15 protein-coding genes are annotated in these 16,039 nt (G+C 60.3%); 11 read left to right on the forward strand and 4 right to left on the reverse strand.

Features of this window, described 5'->3' with window-relative positions; translation table 11 throughout:
* Window positions 1-23: 23 nt before the first annotated feature.
* Window positions 24-944 carry a choline ABC transporter substrate-binding protein gene (gene choX / locus KGA97_RS03565; RefSeq protein WP_207285006.1) on the reverse strand — a complete coding sequence of 307 codons (921 nt, stop codon included), beginning with the start codon at window positions 942-944 and terminating at the stop codon, window positions 24-26.
* Between the two features lie 16 nt (window positions 945-960).
* Entirely contained in the window at window positions 961-2,475 is a 1,515-nt protein-coding gene (gene betC, locus KGA97_RS03570; protein ID WP_223434182.1) for a choline-sulfatase, read from the reverse strand.
* A 114-nt stretch (window positions 2,476-2,589) separates the two neighbouring features.
* Between betC and KGA97_RS03575 the strand changes: the two genes are divergently transcribed.
* A complete protein-coding gene (locus KGA97_RS03575; RefSeq protein ID WP_008027604.1) occupies window positions 2,590-3,540 on the forward strand; it encodes a choline sulfate utilization transcriptional regulator in 951 nt (316 codons plus the stop codon).
* Between the two features lie 37 nt (window positions 3,541-3,577).
* Here the strand turns inward: KGA97_RS03575 and KGA97_RS03580 are convergent, their stop codons facing one another.
* Entirely contained in the window at window positions 3,578-4,240 is a 663-nt protein-coding gene (locus tag KGA97_RS03580; RefSeq protein ID WP_223480225.1) for an NAD(P)-dependent oxidoreductase, read from the reverse strand.
* Between the two features lie 81 nt (window positions 4,241-4,321).
* On the opposite strand from KGA97_RS03580, the gene KGA97_RS03585 reads away from it, so the two are divergent.
* Window positions 4,322-4,648: a DOPA 4,5-dioxygenase family protein gene (locus tag KGA97_RS03585; RefSeq protein WP_192228131.1), complete on the forward strand. Its 327-nt coding sequence runs from the start codon at window positions 4,322-4,324 to the stop codon at window positions 4,646-4,648.
* On the opposite strand, the gene KGA97_RS03590 is transcribed toward KGA97_RS03585, so the two are convergent.
* A complete protein-coding gene (locus tag KGA97_RS03590) occupies window positions 4,649-5,050 on the reverse strand; it encodes a GFA family protein (RefSeq protein ID WP_223480226.1) in 402 nt (133 codons plus the stop codon).
* 434 nt (window positions 5,051-5,484) lie between these two features.
* Between KGA97_RS03590 and KGA97_RS03595 the strand changes: the two genes are divergently transcribed.
* The 9 genes from KGA97_RS03595 (at window position 5,485) to KGA97_RS03635 (ending at window position 15,947) form a co-directional block, all read left to right on the forward strand.
* Window positions 5,485-6,792 carry a CitMHS family transporter gene (locus tag KGA97_RS03595; protein WP_008027613.1) on the forward strand — a complete coding sequence of 436 codons (1,308 nt, stop codon included), beginning with the start codon at window positions 5,485-5,487 and terminating at the stop codon, window positions 6,790-6,792.
* A gap of 85 nt (window positions 6,793-6,877) precedes the next feature.
* Window positions 6,878-7,645, forward strand: coding sequence for a TerC family protein (locus tag KGA97_RS03600; RefSeq protein WP_192228129.1), 768 nt, complete (start codon window positions 6,878-6,880; stop codon window positions 7,643-7,645).
* Window positions 7,646-7,928: 283 nt separating this feature from the next.
* Complete coding sequence (locus KGA97_RS03605) at window positions 7,929-9,587, forward strand: Na/Pi cotransporter family protein (RefSeq protein ID WP_008044735.1); 1,659 nt, start codon at window positions 7,929-7,931, stop codon at window positions 9,585-9,587.
* Window positions 9,588-9,768: 181 nt separating this feature from the next.
* Window positions 9,769-11,145: a M16 family metallopeptidase gene (locus KGA97_RS03610; RefSeq protein ID WP_223480227.1), complete on the forward strand. Its 1,377-nt coding sequence runs from the start codon at window positions 9,769-9,771 to the stop codon at window positions 11,143-11,145.
* Between the two features lie 207 nt (window positions 11,146-11,352).
* Window positions 11,353-12,381 carry a DUF5924 family protein gene (locus KGA97_RS03615; RefSeq protein WP_008044733.1) on the forward strand — a complete coding sequence of 343 codons (1,029 nt, stop codon included), beginning with the start codon at window positions 11,353-11,355 and terminating at the stop codon, window positions 12,379-12,381.
* Window positions 12,382-12,435: 54 nt separating this feature from the next.
* Window positions 12,436-13,584, forward strand: a complete 1,149-nt coding sequence (locus KGA97_RS03620; protein ID WP_032828683.1) for an ABC transporter permease — start codon at window positions 12,436-12,438, stop codon at window positions 13,582-13,584.
* Window positions 13,581-14,384, forward strand: coding sequence for an ABC transporter ATP-binding protein (locus KGA97_RS03625; protein ID WP_008044731.1), 804 nt, complete (start codon window positions 13,581-13,583; stop codon window positions 14,382-14,384). Before KGA97_RS03620 ends, KGA97_RS03625 begins: the two co-directional genes overlap by 4 nt.
* Window position 14,385: 1 nt before the next feature.
* Window positions 14,386-15,324: an MlaD family protein gene (locus KGA97_RS03630; protein ID WP_192228125.1), complete on the forward strand. Its 939-nt coding sequence runs from the start codon at window positions 14,386-14,388 to the stop codon at window positions 15,322-15,324.
* Window positions 15,321-15,947 carry an ABC-type transport auxiliary lipoprotein family protein gene (locus KGA97_RS03635; RefSeq protein WP_223480228.1) on the forward strand — a complete coding sequence of 209 codons (627 nt, stop codon included), beginning with the start codon at window positions 15,321-15,323 and terminating at the stop codon, window positions 15,945-15,947. Before KGA97_RS03630 ends, KGA97_RS03635 begins: the two co-directional genes overlap by 4 nt.
* Window positions 15,948-16,039 lie beyond the last annotated feature (92 nt).

A 16,039-nucleotide genomic window follows, 5' to 3' on the forward strand; every position in this document is an offset into this window, starting at 1 on the left:
GCTCCTACAGAGGATAGGATCACTTACAACTTGGCTTTTACCGCCGGCAACGCATCCTTGCCGTCCGCGGTCTTCACGCCTTCAAGCCATTTATCCAGCACCGCCGGATTGGCCTTGATCCACGCCTTGGCCGCATCCGCATTGCTGACCTTCTTGTTCACCACATCCGCCATGATGCTGTTTTCCATCTCCTGGGTGAAACTCAGGTTGGTCAGCAACTTGCCCACATTCGGGCAGGCCTCGGCGTAACCCTTGCGGGTCAGGGTATGGACGCTGCCGGTGTCGCCGAAGTATTTCTCGCCGCCCTTCAGATAATGCATTTTCAGCTGCACGTTCATCGGGTGCGGTGTCCAGCCGAGGAAGGTCACGAATTTCTGTTTCTTCACCGCACGAGACACTTCGGCCAGCATCGCCTGTTCGCTGGACTCGACCAGTTTCCACTGGCCCATGTCGAAGTCGTTCTTCTTGATGATTTCTTGCAGCGAGATGTTCGCCGGGGCGCCGGAGCCGATGCCGTAGATCTTCTTGTCGAACTTGTCGGCGAATTTATTCAGGTCGGCAAAGTTATGCACACCCGCGTCCCACACGTAATCCGGCACCGCCAGGGTGAATTCGGTGCCATCGAGGTTCTTCGCCAGTTGCGTGACGTCGCCGGTGGCGACGAACTTGTCATAGAAACCCTGCTGCGCCGGCATCCAGTTGCCGAGAAACACGTCGACCTGGCCATCCTTCAACCCGCCAAAGGTAATCGGCACCGCGAGGGTGTCGACTTTGGGCTTGTAGCCCATGCCGTCCAGCAGAAACCCGGTGATGGCGTTGGTCGCGGCGATGTCGCTCCAGCCAGGGTCGGCCATTTTCACCGTCTCGCAGCTCTGATCGGCATACGCCGACGCACTGCCCAGAGCCAGCAGTCCGACCGTCAGTACTGTGGATAACTTTTGCATGGACTTCCCCTTAACATTATTGGTTTTGGCAGGGTTGTGGATAACGTGCTTTACGCTCCAGATCGTCGAGGTCGATGTGGTTGCGCATGTACTGCTGACTGGCGTCCACCAGTGGCTGGTGATCCCAGCTCTTCAGCTTGCCGATGGTCAGTGCCTCGGCGACGAAACGCCGACGACGCTGGCTCGCGAGCACCTGTTGGTGTATCGCCGGGATGTTCCATTTGGCCCGTGCTTCGGCGAGAAATTCCTCGAACAGGAGCCGATGTTGCGGCGACTGGCTGAGTTCTTCCTGTTCACGCGGGTCGTTGTGTACGTCGAAGAGCAGGCACGGATCGTCTTCGCTGTAGATGAATTTGTAGGCGCCACGGCGAATCATCATCAGCGGACTGATGGTGCCTTCGGCCATGTATTCGCCGAAGACTTCGTCATGACCGCCCTGCCCTTGCAGGTGCGGAACCAACGAGCGGCCATCCAGCGGCAAGCCCGGTTCCAGAACCCCGCCGGCCAACTCGACAAACGTCGGCAGCAGGTCGGCGGTGGAAACCGCAGCGCTGACCCGTCCGGCGCCAAACTGGCCGGGTGAACTGATCAACATCGGCACGCGCGCGGCCATTTCGTACCAATGCATTTTGTACCAGAGGCCGCGCTCGCCGAGCATGTCGCCGTGGTCGCCGGAGAACACGATAATCGTGTCGTTGATCAGCCCGGTATCTTCGAGCGTTTGCAGAAGTTTGCCGACGTTACTGTCGATATAGCTGCAAGCACCGAAATAAGCCCGGCGTGCATCGCGGATCTTATCCACAGGCAGCGGCTTGTCCCACAGGTCGTAGACCTTGAGCAAACGCTGGGCGTGCGGATCGAGCTCGGTTTGTGCCGGGGTTTCGGGCAATGGGATGTCGGCGTCGTCGTACAGATCCCAGAAGGCCTTGGGAATGGTGTACGGGTCGTGTGGGTGAGTCATCGACACGGTCAGGCAGAACGGCTGGTCGCCGTCTTCGCGGATGTGATCAAACAAATACTGCTGGGCCTTGAACACCACCTCTTCATCGAAATCCAGCTGATTGGTACGCACGCAAGGCCCGGCCTGCAGCACCGACGACATGTTGTGATACCAGGTCGGACGCACGTCCGGTTCGTCCCAGTTCACTGCCCAACCGTAGTCGGCCGGGTAAATGTCGCTGGTCAGGCGTTCTTCGTAACCGTGCAGTTGGTCCGGGCCGCAGAAGTGCATCTTGCCGGACAGCGCGGTGCGATAACCGAGGCGCCGCAGGTAGTGGGCGTAGGTGGGCACGTCGGCAGGGAAATCGGCCGCGTTATCGTAGGCGCCGATTTTGCTCGGTAACTGACCGCTGACCAGGGTAAAACGCGACGGCGCGCAGAGTGGGCTGTTGCAATAAGCGGCGTCGAACACCACGCCTTCGGCTGCGAGGCGGCTGAGATTGGGCAATTTGATCGGCGAAGGGCCGTAGAACGGCAACATTGGCGCGGCCATCTGATCGGCCATGATGAAAAGAATATTCTTGCGCTTCATGTGATCGCGGCATTCCATAGTGAATATTTATGCGAGAGTGCTGCAATCGAGCATGGAGTCCATGTGATTTGTGGTAAAGCCCATGCCAGGCAATGACTAGGATAAGCACAGCTTATGTATGACGCCCTCGGTGATTTGTCTCTGGATCTGCTCCGCGCCTTCGAAGCGGCTGCCCGCCATCACAGCTTCACCGCCGCTGCGGTAGAGCTCGGCACCACGCAACCGGCCATCAGTCAGCAGATCAAACGGCTGGAAGATCAACTCGCCACACGGCTGTTCGATCGCATTTATCGCGGGATCGAATTGACCGAGGCCGGGGCGATTCTTTTCGAGCAGGTTCAGCTCGGTTTGCAGAATATCGACGCAGGATTAAGTGCGATCAGTGCACAGCAACAGCATGAAGTGTTGCAGGTCGCCACCGATTTTGCTTTTGCCGCTTACTGGCTGATGCCCCGATTGCACCGCTTTCACGCGGCCAATCCTCACGTGGACGTTAGCCTGGTCACCAGCGAACGCAGCCTCAATATGCTGCGCACCGATATCGATGTTGCCGTGCTGTTTGGTGACGGGCGTTTTAAACAGGGCGAAAGCCATTGGCTGTTCAGCGAAGAAGTGTTCCCGGTGTGCAGCCCGCTGCTATTGAAGGACCGTCCCCTGCCCTTGCCGCCCCAAGGGCTGCTGGAATTTCCGCTGCTGCACCTGCGTGGCGAAAACAGCAGCAACTGGTTCGACTGGAGTGGTGTGTTTCGCGAATTGGGGATTACTTCGGCGCCGGCGCCCGGGCAGTTGCGATTCGACAATTACACGCTGTTGATTCAAGCGGCGATTGGCGGCCAGGGCGTGGCGATTGGCTGGCGGCACCTTGTGGATAACTTGCTGGCGCAAGGTCTGTTGTGTCGGCCAATTGCTGAAACGGTGATGTCCCGGCAGGGCTATTACGTGGTCCTGCCCCAACGCAAACGGCGTGGGGTGTTGATTCAACAGTTCGTGGATTGGTTGATGGCCGAGCAGGCCAGCAGTGCGCAATCGCTGAATGGTCTGCCTTTGCCTTCGATTGCGGTGTGAAAGCAAGAAGGTCGTCCGGGCGCGGCCCGAGCTTTCACTACTCTGAAGTCGCCACGAAATTCACGTGTTCGCCCACGTGAAGATTGAAGTGCATTTCATCGGCGATCCCTATCGCGACACGTTTCAAGCGATCCAGCGGTTCGGCCAGCCCCGGTTCCAGGCTGCTGCTGGCGTGGCTGAAATGCTCGATCGTCAGCCCCGGGATGCCACGCGGTGCATTCACCAGCGTCCAGTGCAACTTACTGCTTTGCAGGGATTCGTGGATTTCTTCGGCGGCGTGGCGTTGCAGTTGATCCTCGATCTCCGGATCGTCCAACACCTCGAAATCCCCCACCAGAAACAGTCGGGCAATGCCGGCAGCCTGCATGCCGGCTATCAGCGCATCGACGGCGAGCACCTGTTCGACCGGGCCCGGAACAATGGTTTTTTCAACGTGTTCGCTGTTGAACGGCAAGCCTGGTGCGTCTAATAGACAGATGACGGCCGAACAGCCCGCGACGCTTTGTTTGACGCGCTCGGCCTCAAACAGGTCGCCCGTCTTGGTGCGCAAACCCGGACGTGGCGCGAGTGCCGTCAAGTCATCGAGGATGGCGATCACTTCGTGTTGCCGCCGCAGCATCTCAGCCATCAGCGCACTGCCCAGGCTACTCATGGCACCATAAAGCACCACTTTTACCACCGGGGTTTCGGCATTTTTCATGGCTGGGCTCCGTTTCCTGGGTGTATAGCATTTGACCTGTGGGAGACGGTGAGGGTTCGACAGGGATTCAGAGGGTTTCAGATGCAACAGATCAAGGGTTACCACGCCCACGTGTATTTCGACGCCAGCACCATCGACCAGGCGCGAACCTTGTGTGAGCGGGCGGCACAGCTGTTCCCGCTGAAAATGGGTCGGGTGCACGAACGTCCGGTCGGCCCGCACCCGGACTGGAGTTGCCAACTGGCATTCGGGCCGGAACTCATCGGCGACGTGTTGCCGTGGCTGGCGCTCAACCGCAAGGGTTTGGTGGTGTTCCTGCACCCGGACACCGGCGACGATCTGCTCGACCACACCGAACATGCCATCTGGATGGGGGCGATCCGGCCGCTGGACCTGTCTATTTTTTGATCAGAGTGTTTCTTCGGCTTCGCCCGGCAGGTGTTCGTCCAGGTGCAGCCAGGGCAGACGGCTGTCGGTCCAGATGTGCCGCTCGGCCGGAGCCTGCTCGGGATGATCGAGCGTGGCGATGGTCAGGTCGATGCTTTCGGGACTGAGGTGTGTCACCAGCGCGAGTTGCGCCCCACAGTTCGGGCAGAAATATCGTACGCAACTGGATGACGAGGCGTACTGCGCCGGTGTGCCTTTCAGCCATTCAAAGGTCGATGCGGGCACGGTGATCCAGGTGGTCACGATCCCGCCGCTGACTCGTCGGCAGATTGAGCAGTGGCAGTGGGCGATGTCGTGCAGCGGGCCGCTGAATTGATAGCGCAGATGTCCGCAGTGGCAGCCGCCTGTGTGAAGTTCGTTCATCACATTTCCTCCTGTTGCGTATGTTCCGACGCCATCGCGAGCAGGCTCGCTCCCACATTAGATCTTCAGTGAATACAGAATGGGGGGCGACGAGATCAATGTGGGAGTGAGCCTGCTCGCGATGGCCTCAACTCGGTCTCACGCCCTGCCACCCGTCCGACGACCGGTCGCACATCCGGTCAATGCTTTCATCGGCGAAAGCTGGGTGAAAGCTTCCCCGATTAGGATCGCCCCCACTACCGGCAACAGACCGGTCGGCCAATGCCAGTGTTTTATCGCTCGCACAGCCCATTTAACAACAACAATGGTGACCCTGATGTCCTTTACTACTCGCCGCTTCGCCGCAACTCCGCCCGTACGCCTCGTGCTTCCCGTTCTGCGCTGACCCACCCGGTTCGCCCATTCCCTAGCCGCGCTACGCCTGGAGTATTCCCATGCTGACTTTCCTTGGCTTCGCCATGGTCATCACGTTCATGTTCCTGATCATGACCAAGCGCCTGTCTGCGCTGATCGCCCTGATCATCATTCCAATCGTCTTCGCTCTGTTCGGCGGTTTTGCGCCGAAGATCGGCCCGATGATGCTCGAAGGCATCACCAAGCTTGCGCCGACCGGCGTGATGCTGATGTTCGCCATCCTCTACTTCGCCCTGATGATCGACTCCGGCCTGTTCGACCCGGCCGTGCGCAAGATCCTCAAACTGGTCAAGGGCGACCCGTTGAAAGTTTCGGTCGGCACCGCCGTACTGGCGCTCGTCGTCTCCCTCGATGGTGACGGCGCGACCACTTACATGATCTGCGTGGCCGCCATGCTGCCGCTCTACAGCCGCATCGGCATGAGCCCGCGGATTATGGCTGGCCTGATCATCCTCGCCGGTGGCGTGATGAACATGACGCCCTGGGGCGGTCCGACTGCCCGTGCGGCCAGTGCGTTGCATGTGGACCCGTCGGCGATCTTCGTACCGATGATTCCGGCGATGGGTGCCGGTGTCCTGGCCATCCTGGCCATCGCTTACTTCTACGGCAAACGTGAACGTGCGCGTCTGGGTGAGCTGCACCTGGTGGGCGACGAAATCGACCACAGCGAAATCAGCGTTTCGCAGTTCCCGGACGCCCGTCGTCCAAAGCTGATCTGGTTCAACGGTGCCCTGACATTCGCACTGATGTGCACCCTGATCGCAGGCCTGCTGCCGTTGCCGGTGCTGTTCATGGTGGCGTTCAGTATTGCCATGATCGTCAACTATCCTTGCCTGCAACAGCAGAAGGATCGCGTTGCGGCCCACGCCGGCAGCGTGCTGGCGGTGGTCGGTTTGATCTTCGCGGCAGGCATCTTCACCGGTATCCTGTCGGGCACCGGCATGGTCGATGCGATGTCGAAGAGCCTGTTGGCGGTCATCCCGGATTTCCTCGGCCCGTACCTGGCCGTGATCACCGCGCTGGTGAGCATGCCGTTCACGTTCTTCATGTCGAACGACGCATTTTATTACGGCGTGTTACCAGTACTTGCCGAAGCGGCCAGTCATTACGGTATAACCGCAGTTGAAATGGCACGTGCCTCGATCGTCGGTCAGCCCGTCCACTTGCTGAGCCCGCTGGTACCATCGACCTATTTGTTGGTGGCCCTGGCCGGTATCGACTTCGGTGACCATCAGCGCTTTACCCTGAAATGGGCAGTGCTGGTGTGCATGTGCATACTGGTTGCAGCATTGCTGATGGGGATTTTTCCGCTGTTCAGCACTCTATAAGCCCAAGACTCACCACTGGGGGTCCAGGCTTCGTTTTTTGAAGCCTGGGCCCTTTGTGGTTTAACACTCGCTCAAAGGAATACACATGGAATGGCTGACCAACCCTGAAATCTGGGTTGCCTTCTTTACCCTGACCGCCCTGGAAATCGTCCTGGGTATCGATAACATCATCATGATTTCGATCCTGGTCAGCCGCATGCCCAAGCACATGCAGGCGCGCACCCGAATCTTCGGCCTGGCGCTGGCCATGGTCACGCGGATTCTATTGCTGCTGTCGATTACCTGGGTCATGCGCCTCACCGCAGACTTGTTCGAAGTGTTCGGCCAGGGCATTTCCGGGCGAGACCTGATCCTGTTCTTCGGTGGTCTGTTCCTGCTGTGGAAGAGCTCGCAGGAGATGTACCACGCGCTGGAAGGTGAAGACGAAACCAACGAGGAGCCGGGTGGCAAGGGCGGTAACTTCCTCTACACCATCATCCAGATCGCGATCATCGACATCGTGTTCTCGCTGGACTCGGTGATCACCGCCGTCGGCATGGTCTCCCACGTACCGGTCATGGTCGCGGCGATTGTTGTGGCTGTGCTGGTGATGATGCTGGCTTCCGGCACCATCAGCTCGTTCATCGACAAGCACCCGTCGCTGAAGATGCTGGCGCTGGCGTTCCTGCTGATTGTCGGTACCGTGCTGATTGCCGAATCCTTCGATGTGCACGTGCCAAAAGGCTACGTCTACTTCGCCATGGCGTTCTCGCTGGCGGTGGAAGCGATCAACATCAAGATGCGCACCGCGATTGCGAAGAAGAAGAAACAGCAGGACCCGGTGAAACTGCGCAAGGATATTCCTGGGCAGTAAGCCGAATGTAAAACCTGTGGGAGCGAGCCTGCTCGCGATAGCGGCCAGTCAGTCAACATCAATGTTGAATGTGACGGCCTCATCGCGAGCAGGCTCGCTCCCACATTTTTTTTGTGCGGCCGCCAGGCCCTGATTTCATGACAGTTTTGTTTCAATCACCTCTTTAGCTATGCGATGCTGGCGCGCAGACCGTTAGCCAACTACAGCTTAAGTACACAACGTAGAAAGTCGCGCGGCACCGTCAACTTGCTCCTTTGGGGCGCTACCACCACAGGGGGCCCTTATGCTCACCCTGCTCAATTTGTTATCTGCCGTGGCCTTGCTGATCTGGGGCACGCACATCGTCCGAACCGGCATCCTGCGGGTCTACGGTTCCAACCTGCGCCATGTGATCGGCCAGAACATGTCCAAGCGCTGGCTGGCGTTCATCGCCGGCATAGTCGTGACCGCCATGGTCCAGAGCAGCAACGCCACCGCCATGCTCGTCACCTCCTTTGTCGGCCAGGGCCTGATGGCGCTGATGCCTGCGCTGGCGACCATGCTCGGCGCCGATGTCGGTACGGCGTTGATGGCACGGGTGCTGACGTTCGATTTGTCATGGCTGTCGCCGCTGCTGATTTTTCTCGGGGTGATTTTCTTCCTGTCGCGCAAACAGACGCGGCTCGGCCAGATGGGCCGGGTGGCCATCGGTCTGGGCCTGATCATTCTGGCCCTGCAACTGATCGTCGAAGCGGCGGCGCCGATCACCCAGGCGCAAGGGGTCAAGGTCATCTTCGCCTCGCTGACCGGCGACATCCTGCTCGACGCCTTGGTCGGCGCCCTGTTCGCGATGGTTTCCTACTCCAGCCTGGCCGCCGTCCTGCTGACCGCGACCCTGGCCGGCGCCAGCGTGATCAGCTTGCCGGTGGCCATCGGCCTGGTGATCGGCGCCAACATCGGCAGCGGCATTCTGGCGTTCATGAGCACCAGCATGCAGAACGCCGCGGGCCGTCAGGTGGCGCTCGGGAGCCTGCTGTACAAGCTAATTGGCCTGTTGCTGATCATTCCGGTGCTCGACCCGTTGGTGCACTGGATCGACAGCCTCGACTTCAGCCCCCAGGAAATGGTCATCGGCTTCCACCTGCTCTACAACACGGCTCGCTGCCTGATCTTGCTGCCGACGGTCGGGATAATGGCCAGGCTGTGCGCATGGCTCTTGCCGGAGCGCCCGGAAATCAACGGCACGGCCAAACCACGGCACCTTGATCCGACGGCGCTGGTGACCCCCAGCCTGGCGCTGGCCAACGCCGTCCGGGAAACCCTGCGCATAGGCGATCTGATCGACAGCATGCTGGAAGCCATGCTCGACGTGCTGCGCGGCAAGCAAACTGCCGTCACCCAGGAAATGCGTCGCCTGACCGATGATGTGGATGCGCTCTACAACTCGATCAAGCTCTATCTGGCGCAAATGCCCCGTGAAGACCTCAGTGAGCAAGACAGTCGGCGTTGGGCAGAAATCATCGAGCTGGCGATCAACCTCAAACTCGCCAGCGACCTGATCGAGCGCATGTTGCGCAAGGTGCAGCAACAGAAAACCTCGCAGCGCCGGTCTTTTTCCGAGGTCGGCCTGGACGAATTGGCGGGGCTGCACAGCCAGTTGATTTCCAATTTGCGCCTGGGGTTGTCGGTGTTCCTCAGCGCCGACAAGGAAAGTGCCCGCCAGTTGCTGCGGGAGAAGCGTCGCTTTCGTGCACAGGAACGCCGCCTGGCCCATGCTCACGTCAGCCGGTTGCAACGTAAGATTGTGCAGAGTATCGAGACCAGCTCGCTGCACCTGGAGCTGATCGCCGACATGAAGCGTCTGAATTCTCTGTTTTGCAGCAGTGCTTACGTGGTGCTGGAAACGTCTGACACCGGTGCGCTCGCTGTAGATGATTTGGCTGACATCACACATTCGCCTTGAACGTCTGGCAGTGTGGTCAGTCAGTTATATGTATTCAGCTTGATGGCCATTCGCGAGCAAGCCCGCTCCCACATTTGAAATGCATTCCTCTGTGGGAGCGGCGGTGCGACGGTTCGACTTGCTCGCGAAGAGGCCCTGACTGACGACACGGATCTCCAAATCAGCCGTATGGAAACTCGCTATGCGTTGTTTGTTGTTCGCCTGCCTGTTGCTCGGATCATTCCCCTCCTTTGCCCTGGACCGCTTCCAGGTCGAGGGCTATACGCTGCCCAACGGCCTGCAATTGCTGCTCAAGCCCGGCACCGAGCGCGGGCATGTGGCGATTCGCCTGGTGGTCGGCGTCGGCATCGATGATTTCAACTGCGCCGACAAGGAGCTTCCGCACCTGCTCGAACACTTGCTGTTCAGTGGCATCGACGCCACCGGCGAAGGTGGTCTGGAAGAGCGCATGCAGGCGCTGGGCGGCGAGTGGAACGCCTACACCAGCAACGCCGACACCACGTTCGTCATCGAAGCCCCGGCGAAAAACCAGCGCAAGGTCCTCGACCTGCTGTTGGCGCTGTTGACCCAGACCCGAATCGACGACAACGCGATCAACGCTGCCAAGAAAGTGGTCGAGCGCGAAGACGGCGGCCATTACTCGCACCTGCAACGGTGGCTGGATCGTCAGGACCTGGGCCACACCGCGAGCAATCAACTAGCCGTGGAGCTGGGCCTTAAGTGCCCGGAGCGGGCTGAGGTCGATTACCTGACCCGCGAACAACTGGAGAAGGTACGCAAGGCCTGGTACGCGCCCAACAACATGACCCTGATCGTGGTCGGCGACCTCGACCGCTTGCTGCCGGGTTATCTGGAACGGGCCTGGGGCGAGCTTGATGCGGTTGACCCTACCGATCACCCGCCGCTGCCGGAAATCAACGCCAGCGCGGCCCATGAACGCACGTTGAGTCACGGTATTGTCGGCGCGGGTGCCAAGTTGCACTGGTTGGTGCCGGAGCCCGTGCTGGCGGATCAGCACGACGAAACCTTCGACCTGCTCAAGGATTATCTGGACTGGGCGCTCTATCGTCAGATGCGCCTTGCCCATGGTCTGTCCTATGGCCCCTCCGCCGAGCGCGAAGTGTTTGGCGGCGTGGGTTTCATGAGCCTCAACGCCGACCTTGAGCGCGACGATGTGACGGCGGCGGAACAGGTGCTGGATGAGTTGAAGGCCGGGTTGCTCAAGGACGGTCTGGACGCCGGCACCTTCAACCGTCTCAAGCAGGCCGCCATCGCGCGCCAGGCCTGGGCCGTGCAAGGCAACAGCGCGTTGGCCGATTACTACTGGAGCGCGTTGAGCGACTACGAAGACGGCCGCTTCGCCGACCCGGCCAAGGAGCTCCAGGGGGTTACGCTGGAAAAAGCCAACAAGGCCATGCGTGAATTGCTCCTGCAGCCGGGTTATCTGCGGATCGAGAAGCCGTTGATGAGTTATGACCAGGTGCTGTGGGCAATTGCCGGGGCGTTCGCTTTGATGGTGCTCGGACTAGTGGCGTGGCGCATCCATCGTAAGCAATAGCCAACCCCTGTAGGAGCCGGCTTGCTGGCGATGGTCGTCAACGATAACGCGTATTTTCTGAATAAACGCGGTGCCTTTGAGTCCATCGCCAGCAAGCCGGCTCCTACAGTTTTGCGTAGGCCAGCGAACGCTACTTCACCCTCGCCACACCGCCCCCCGGGCGGTAACCTGTCGGGGTTTTTTCCTACGACTATTGTGAACCGCCGAATGCCCACCCTGACCTTGTTCGTACAGCGCATCCTCGAACTGATGAAGCGCTATCCCGGGGTCATTGCGCTCGGCGGTTTCATTTCCGGGGTCGGCAGCTTCATGCTGGTGGATCGTCAGCAAGGCCTGGCGACGTGGATCACCATCATCATGGTGTTGAGCTGGATCTGGCTGATGCTGGAAAACAGCCTCACCAAGCTCTTCACCCGAATCTTCAAACGGGAAATTCCCCAGCCGTTGCTGCGTTATGCGACGCAGATGATCCACCAGGAAAGCCTGTTTTTTGTCCTGCCGTTCTTTTTCATCACCACCACCTGGAACAGCGGCCAGTTGTTCTTCACCGGGCTGCTGGGCATCGCCGCGCTGATTTCCATCACTGATCCGCTTTACTACAAGTGGCTGGCGCCCCGGCGCTGGGCGTTCCTGGCATTGCATACGCTGACGCTGTTTGCCGCGCTGCTGACCGCCCTGCCCGTCATCCTGCACCTGACCACCTCCCAGAGTTTCAAACTGGCGCTGGGCACCGCCGTCGTGCTGTCGTTCCCGAGCCTGGCGTCGATCTTCCCCATTCGCACCGTGCGCAACGCACTGGCAATCCTGAGCATCACCGTCGGCATCGGCGGCGTGGGTTGGGTGCTGCGCTCGTGGGTGCCGCCGGCCACGTTGTGGATGACCGATGTGGCGATCAGTACGCAAATGCAGGACCGCACGCCGGGCAAGAGTCTGGAAGAAGTCAGCGCCGAGCAGATCCGTGGCGATGGTCTGTACGCCTACACCGCGATCAACGCCCCGCGCGGTCTCGACGAGCGCATTTACCATGTGTGGCAGTTCAACGGCAAAGAGGTCGACCGCATCGCCCTGGACATCCACGGCGGGCGCAAGGAAGGCTATCGCGCCTGGACCCACAAGCAGAACTTCCCCGGTAACCCGGCGGGCAAGTGGCAGGTTCGGGTGCTGACCGAAGACGGCCAATTGATCGGGGTGTTGCGCTTCAAGATCACGGACAGCACACCGACCAAAGAAAAGTAATGCGGTTCGTGCTATTACGTAGCTCTGCGTAACAGCCGAACAAGCACGGAGCTTATGACCAGCAGCACAATGGCCGGCAATGCCCAACTGGACGCCGCTCACTCCCCCGCTCAGTTGCGGGTGACGGGTGACTGGACGCTTGCCCATTACGCCGAACTCAAGGACCTGAGCGAAAAGCTTCGCGGCCAATACGACGACAAAACCCACATCGACCTCAATGGCCTCGGCGCGCTCGACACCGCCGGCGCATCGCTGCTGGTGGAATTGCTCGGTTCGGACCGTCTCGGAAAATCCGCTGAACATCCGGACTGCACCTTGTCTGTCGCCGATCGTGCGTTGTTGCAGACCGTTTATTGCTCGATGACCGACTTCTGCGTACCGATCAAGGAAGCGGAAATCAGCGTCGGCATTCAGTTGCTGACCCGTATCGGCCGCGCAGTGGATGCCGTCTGGCAAGACACCCTGCAACTGCTGGGCTTCGTCGGTCTGATACTGGAAACCATCGCCCGTGGGCTGTTCCGCCCGAAGCGCTGGCGCATCACGCCTATGGTCGCGCACATCGAACAGACCGGCCTCGACGCCGCGCCCATTGTTGCCCTGCTGACCTTTCTTGTGGGTGCGGTGGTGGCGTTTCTCGGCGCAACGGTGCTGGCGAGTTTCGGTGCGAGCATCTTCACCGTGGACCTGGTGGCGTTCTCCTTCCTGCGTGAGTTCGGCGTGTTGCTGACCGCAATCCTGATGGCCGGGCGCACCGCCAGTGCGTTTACCGCGCAGATCGGCTCGATGAAAGCCAACGAAGAAATCGACGCCATCCGCACCTTGGGTCTCGACCCGATGGAGTTGCTGGTGGTGCCACGCGTGCTGGCGCTGCTGGTGGCGCTGCCGATGCTGACCTTTGTGGCGATGCTCTCTGGGATTGTCGGCGGTGGCGTGGTCTGCGCCGTGGCGCTGGATATCTCGCCGGCGATGTTCTTGTCGCTGCTGCAAACCGACATTGGTGTGCAGCACTTTCTGGTCGGCATCGTCAAAGCGCCGATCTTCGCCTTCCTGATCGCCGCCATCGGTTGCCTTGAAGGCTTCAAGGTCAGCGGCAGCGCCGAGTCCGTCGGGGCGCACACCACGTCGAGCGTGGTGCAGTCGATTTTCGTGGTGATCGTGCTCGACGCCGTGGCCGCACTGTTTTTCATGGAGATGGGCTGGTGAGTCGTCTACCCCGAGCGCCCTCCGAGGCGGTGATAGAGGTCCGTGGGCTGTGCAATCGCTTCGGTCGCCAGAGCGTGCACGAGAACCTCGACCTGGATTTGTACAAGGGCGAAATCCTCGCGGTGGTCGGCGGTTCCGGCAGTGGCAAGTCGGTGCTGTTGCGCAGCATTGTCGGCCTGCGCCAGCCCAGCGAAGGCGTGGTGAAAGTCTTTGGTAAAAACCTGCCGACCCTGTCCGAACACGAGCGCTCGATGGTCGAACGGCGCTTCGGTGTGCTGTTTCAGAAAGGCGCGCTGTTCTCTTCGCTGACCGTGACCGAGAACGTCGCCCTGCCCCTGATCGAACACGCCGGGCTGAGCCGCAACGATGCCGAACACCTGGCGGCGGTGAAACTGGCGTTGGCCGGGTTGCCGCTGTCGGCGGCGGACAAGTACCCCGCTTCGCTGTCCGGCGGCATGATCAAGCGCGCGGCACTGGCCCGGGCGCTGGCGCTGGACCCGGACATCCTGTTCCTCGACGAGCCCACCGCCGGCCTCGATCCGATTGGCGCGGCAGCCTTCGATCAATTGATCCTGACCCTGCGCGACGCGTTAGGGCTGAGTGTGTTTCTGGTGACCCACGACCTCGACACGCTCTACACCATCACCGACCGCGTGGCGGTGCTGGCGCAGAAGAAAGTGCTGGTGGCGGACGCCATCGACAAGGTGTCGGAAACCGACGACGCGTGGATTCACGAATACTTCCATGGCCCTCGCGGCCGCGCGGCGCTGTCAGCCGCTCAACAGCTTAACGAGGTCTGACATGGAAACCCGAGCCCATCACATATTGATCGGCCTGTTCACTGTGATTGTGGTGGCAAGCGCCCTGCTCTTCGGCCTGTGGCTGGCCAAGTCCAGTGTCGACACCGAGTTCAAGGATTACGAGATCGTCTTCAACGAGGCGGTCAGCGGCCTGTCCAAGGGCAGCGCCGTGCAGTACAGCGGGATCAAGGTCGGCGATGTGGTGAGTTTGCGCCTGGACCCGAAAGACCCGCGTCGCGTGCTGGCGCGGATTCGCCTCGGCGGCGATACGCCGATCAAGGAAGACACCCAGGCCAAACTGGCGCTGACCGGGATCACCGGCACCTCGATCATCCAGCTCAGTGGCGGTACACCACAGAGCCCGACGCTCAAGGGCCACGACGGCAACTTGCCGACGATTGTGGCCTCGCCCTCGCCCATCGCCCGTTTGCTCAACGACAGCAACGACTTGATGGCCGGCGTGAACGTGTTGATGCACAACGCCAATCAGATGTTTTCGTCGGAGAACGTCGAGCGCATCAGCAAGACCCTCGAACACCTGGAACAAACCACCGGCACCATCGCCGATCAGCGCGGTGACATCCGTCAGGCGATGCAGCAACTCTCTGCCATCGGTAAACAAGCGACGGCGACGCTGGAACAGACCGCCGCCCTGATGCGCAACGCCAACGGCCTGCTCACCGATCAGGGCACGCAGATGTTCGGCAGCGCCGAGCAAGCCATGAAGTCGCTGGAACAAAGCAGCGCAACCATCAACAAATTGCTCACCAACAACCAGGATTCGCTCAACAGCGGCATGCAAGGCCTCAATGGCCTGGCCCCGGCTGTACGTGAGTTGCGCGACACCCTGACCTCGTTGCGCGCCATCTCCCAGCGCCTGGAAGCCAACCCGAGCGGTTACTTGCTGGGCAATGACAAGAACAAGGAGTTCACGCCATGAAGCTGACTCACATCGCCCTCCTCGGCGTTTTTACGCTGACCGGCGCCTGCTCGATCCTGCCCAAGTCCGAACCGTCCGACGTCTATCGGCTGCCCTCGGTCCAGGGCAGCGTTTCGGGCAGTTATGGCACGGCGCAACGCTGGTCACTGCGCCTCACCAAACCGCAGGCCAGCGAGGCGTTGAACAGTCCGCAAATCGCCGTGATACCGCAAGGCGACCTGATCAGCAGCTACAAGGCTTCACGCTGGAGCGATCCGGCGCCGGTGCTGCTGCGCAATCGTCTGCTCGATGGTTTCCAGCGCGATGGCCGGGTGCCGTTGTTGAGCACCGATGACAGCAATTTCCAGGCGGATCTGGAGTTGGGCGGGAGTTTGCAAGCGTTCCAGACTGAATACCAAGGCACCTCGGCGAGTGTCGTTGTGCGTCTGGATGCGTTGCTGGTGCGTGGTTACGACCAGCGCATTCTCGCCAGCCGCCGCTTCGAAGTGCGTCAGCCGCTGAGCGATGTGAAGGTGCCAGCGGTGGTGGCCGGGTTTGGCCTGGCGAGCGATCAGCTGACGGCGCAGGTGGTGGATTGGGCGGTTGAACAAGGACAGAAAGTCGCGCCGCCACCGCGACCGTAAGCCGACGCAATCCCCTGTAGGAGCGAGCCTGCTCGCGATAGCGGAGCGTCAGTCACATTCATTTCGACTGGTACACCGCCATCGCCGGCAAG

It is taken from the genome of Pseudomonas sp. BF-B-15 (assembly GCF_019946675.1).
In the GTDB taxonomy this organism is placed as follows: domain Bacteria; phylum Pseudomonadota; class Gammaproteobacteria; order Pseudomonadales; family Pseudomonadaceae; genus Aquipseudomonas; species Aquipseudomonas migulae.

What these genes read in the sequence shown, in the direction of transcription:
- choX (WP_207285006.1), bottom strand. Translation starts at nt 944, where the DNA reads ATGCAAAAGTTATCCACAGTACTGACGGTCGGACTGCTGGCTCTGGGC.
- betC (WP_223434182.1), bottom strand. Translation starts at nt 2,475, where the DNA reads ATGAAGCGCAAGAATATTCTTTTCATCATGGCCGATCAGATGGCCGCG.
- KGA97_RS03575 (WP_008027604.1), top strand. Translation starts at nt 2,590, where the DNA reads ATGTATGACGCCCTCGGTGATTTGTCTCTGGATCTGCTCCGCGCCTTC.
- KGA97_RS03580 (WP_223480225.1), bottom strand. Translation starts at nt 4,240, where the DNA reads ATGAAAAATGCCGAAACCCCGGTGGTAAAAGTGGTGCTTTATGGTGCC.
- KGA97_RS03585 (WP_192228131.1), top strand. Translation starts at nt 4,322, where the DNA reads ATGCAACAGATCAAGGGTTACCACGCCCACGTGTATTTCGACGCCAGC.
- KGA97_RS03590 (WP_223480226.1), bottom strand. Translation starts at nt 5,050, where the DNA reads ATGAACGAACTTCACACAGGCGGCTGCCACTGCGGACATCTGCGCTAT.
- KGA97_RS03595 (WP_008027613.1), top strand. Translation starts at nt 5,485, where the DNA reads ATGCTGACTTTCCTTGGCTTCGCCATGGTCATCACGTTCATGTTCCTG.
- KGA97_RS03600 (WP_192228129.1), top strand. Translation starts at nt 6,878, where the DNA reads ATGGAATGGCTGACCAACCCTGAAATCTGGGTTGCCTTCTTTACCCTG.
- KGA97_RS03605 (WP_008044735.1), top strand. Translation starts at nt 7,929, where the DNA reads ATGCTCACCCTGCTCAATTTGTTATCTGCCGTGGCCTTGCTGATCTGG.
- KGA97_RS03610 (WP_223480227.1), top strand. Translation starts at nt 9,769, where the DNA reads ATGCGTTGTTTGTTGTTCGCCTGCCTGTTGCTCGGATCATTCCCCTCC.
- KGA97_RS03615 (WP_008044733.1), top strand. Translation starts at nt 11,353, where the DNA reads ATGCCCACCCTGACCTTGTTCGTACAGCGCATCCTCGAACTGATGAAG.
- KGA97_RS03620 (WP_032828683.1), top strand. Translation starts at nt 12,436, where the DNA reads ATGACCAGCAGCACAATGGCCGGCAATGCCCAACTGGACGCCGCTCAC.
- KGA97_RS03630 (WP_192228125.1), top strand. Translation starts at nt 14,386, where the DNA reads ATGGAAACCCGAGCCCATCACATATTGATCGGCCTGTTCACTGTGATT.
- KGA97_RS03635 (WP_223480228.1), top strand. Translation starts at nt 15,321, where the DNA reads ATGAAGCTGACTCACATCGCCCTCCTCGGCGTTTTTACGCTGACCGGC.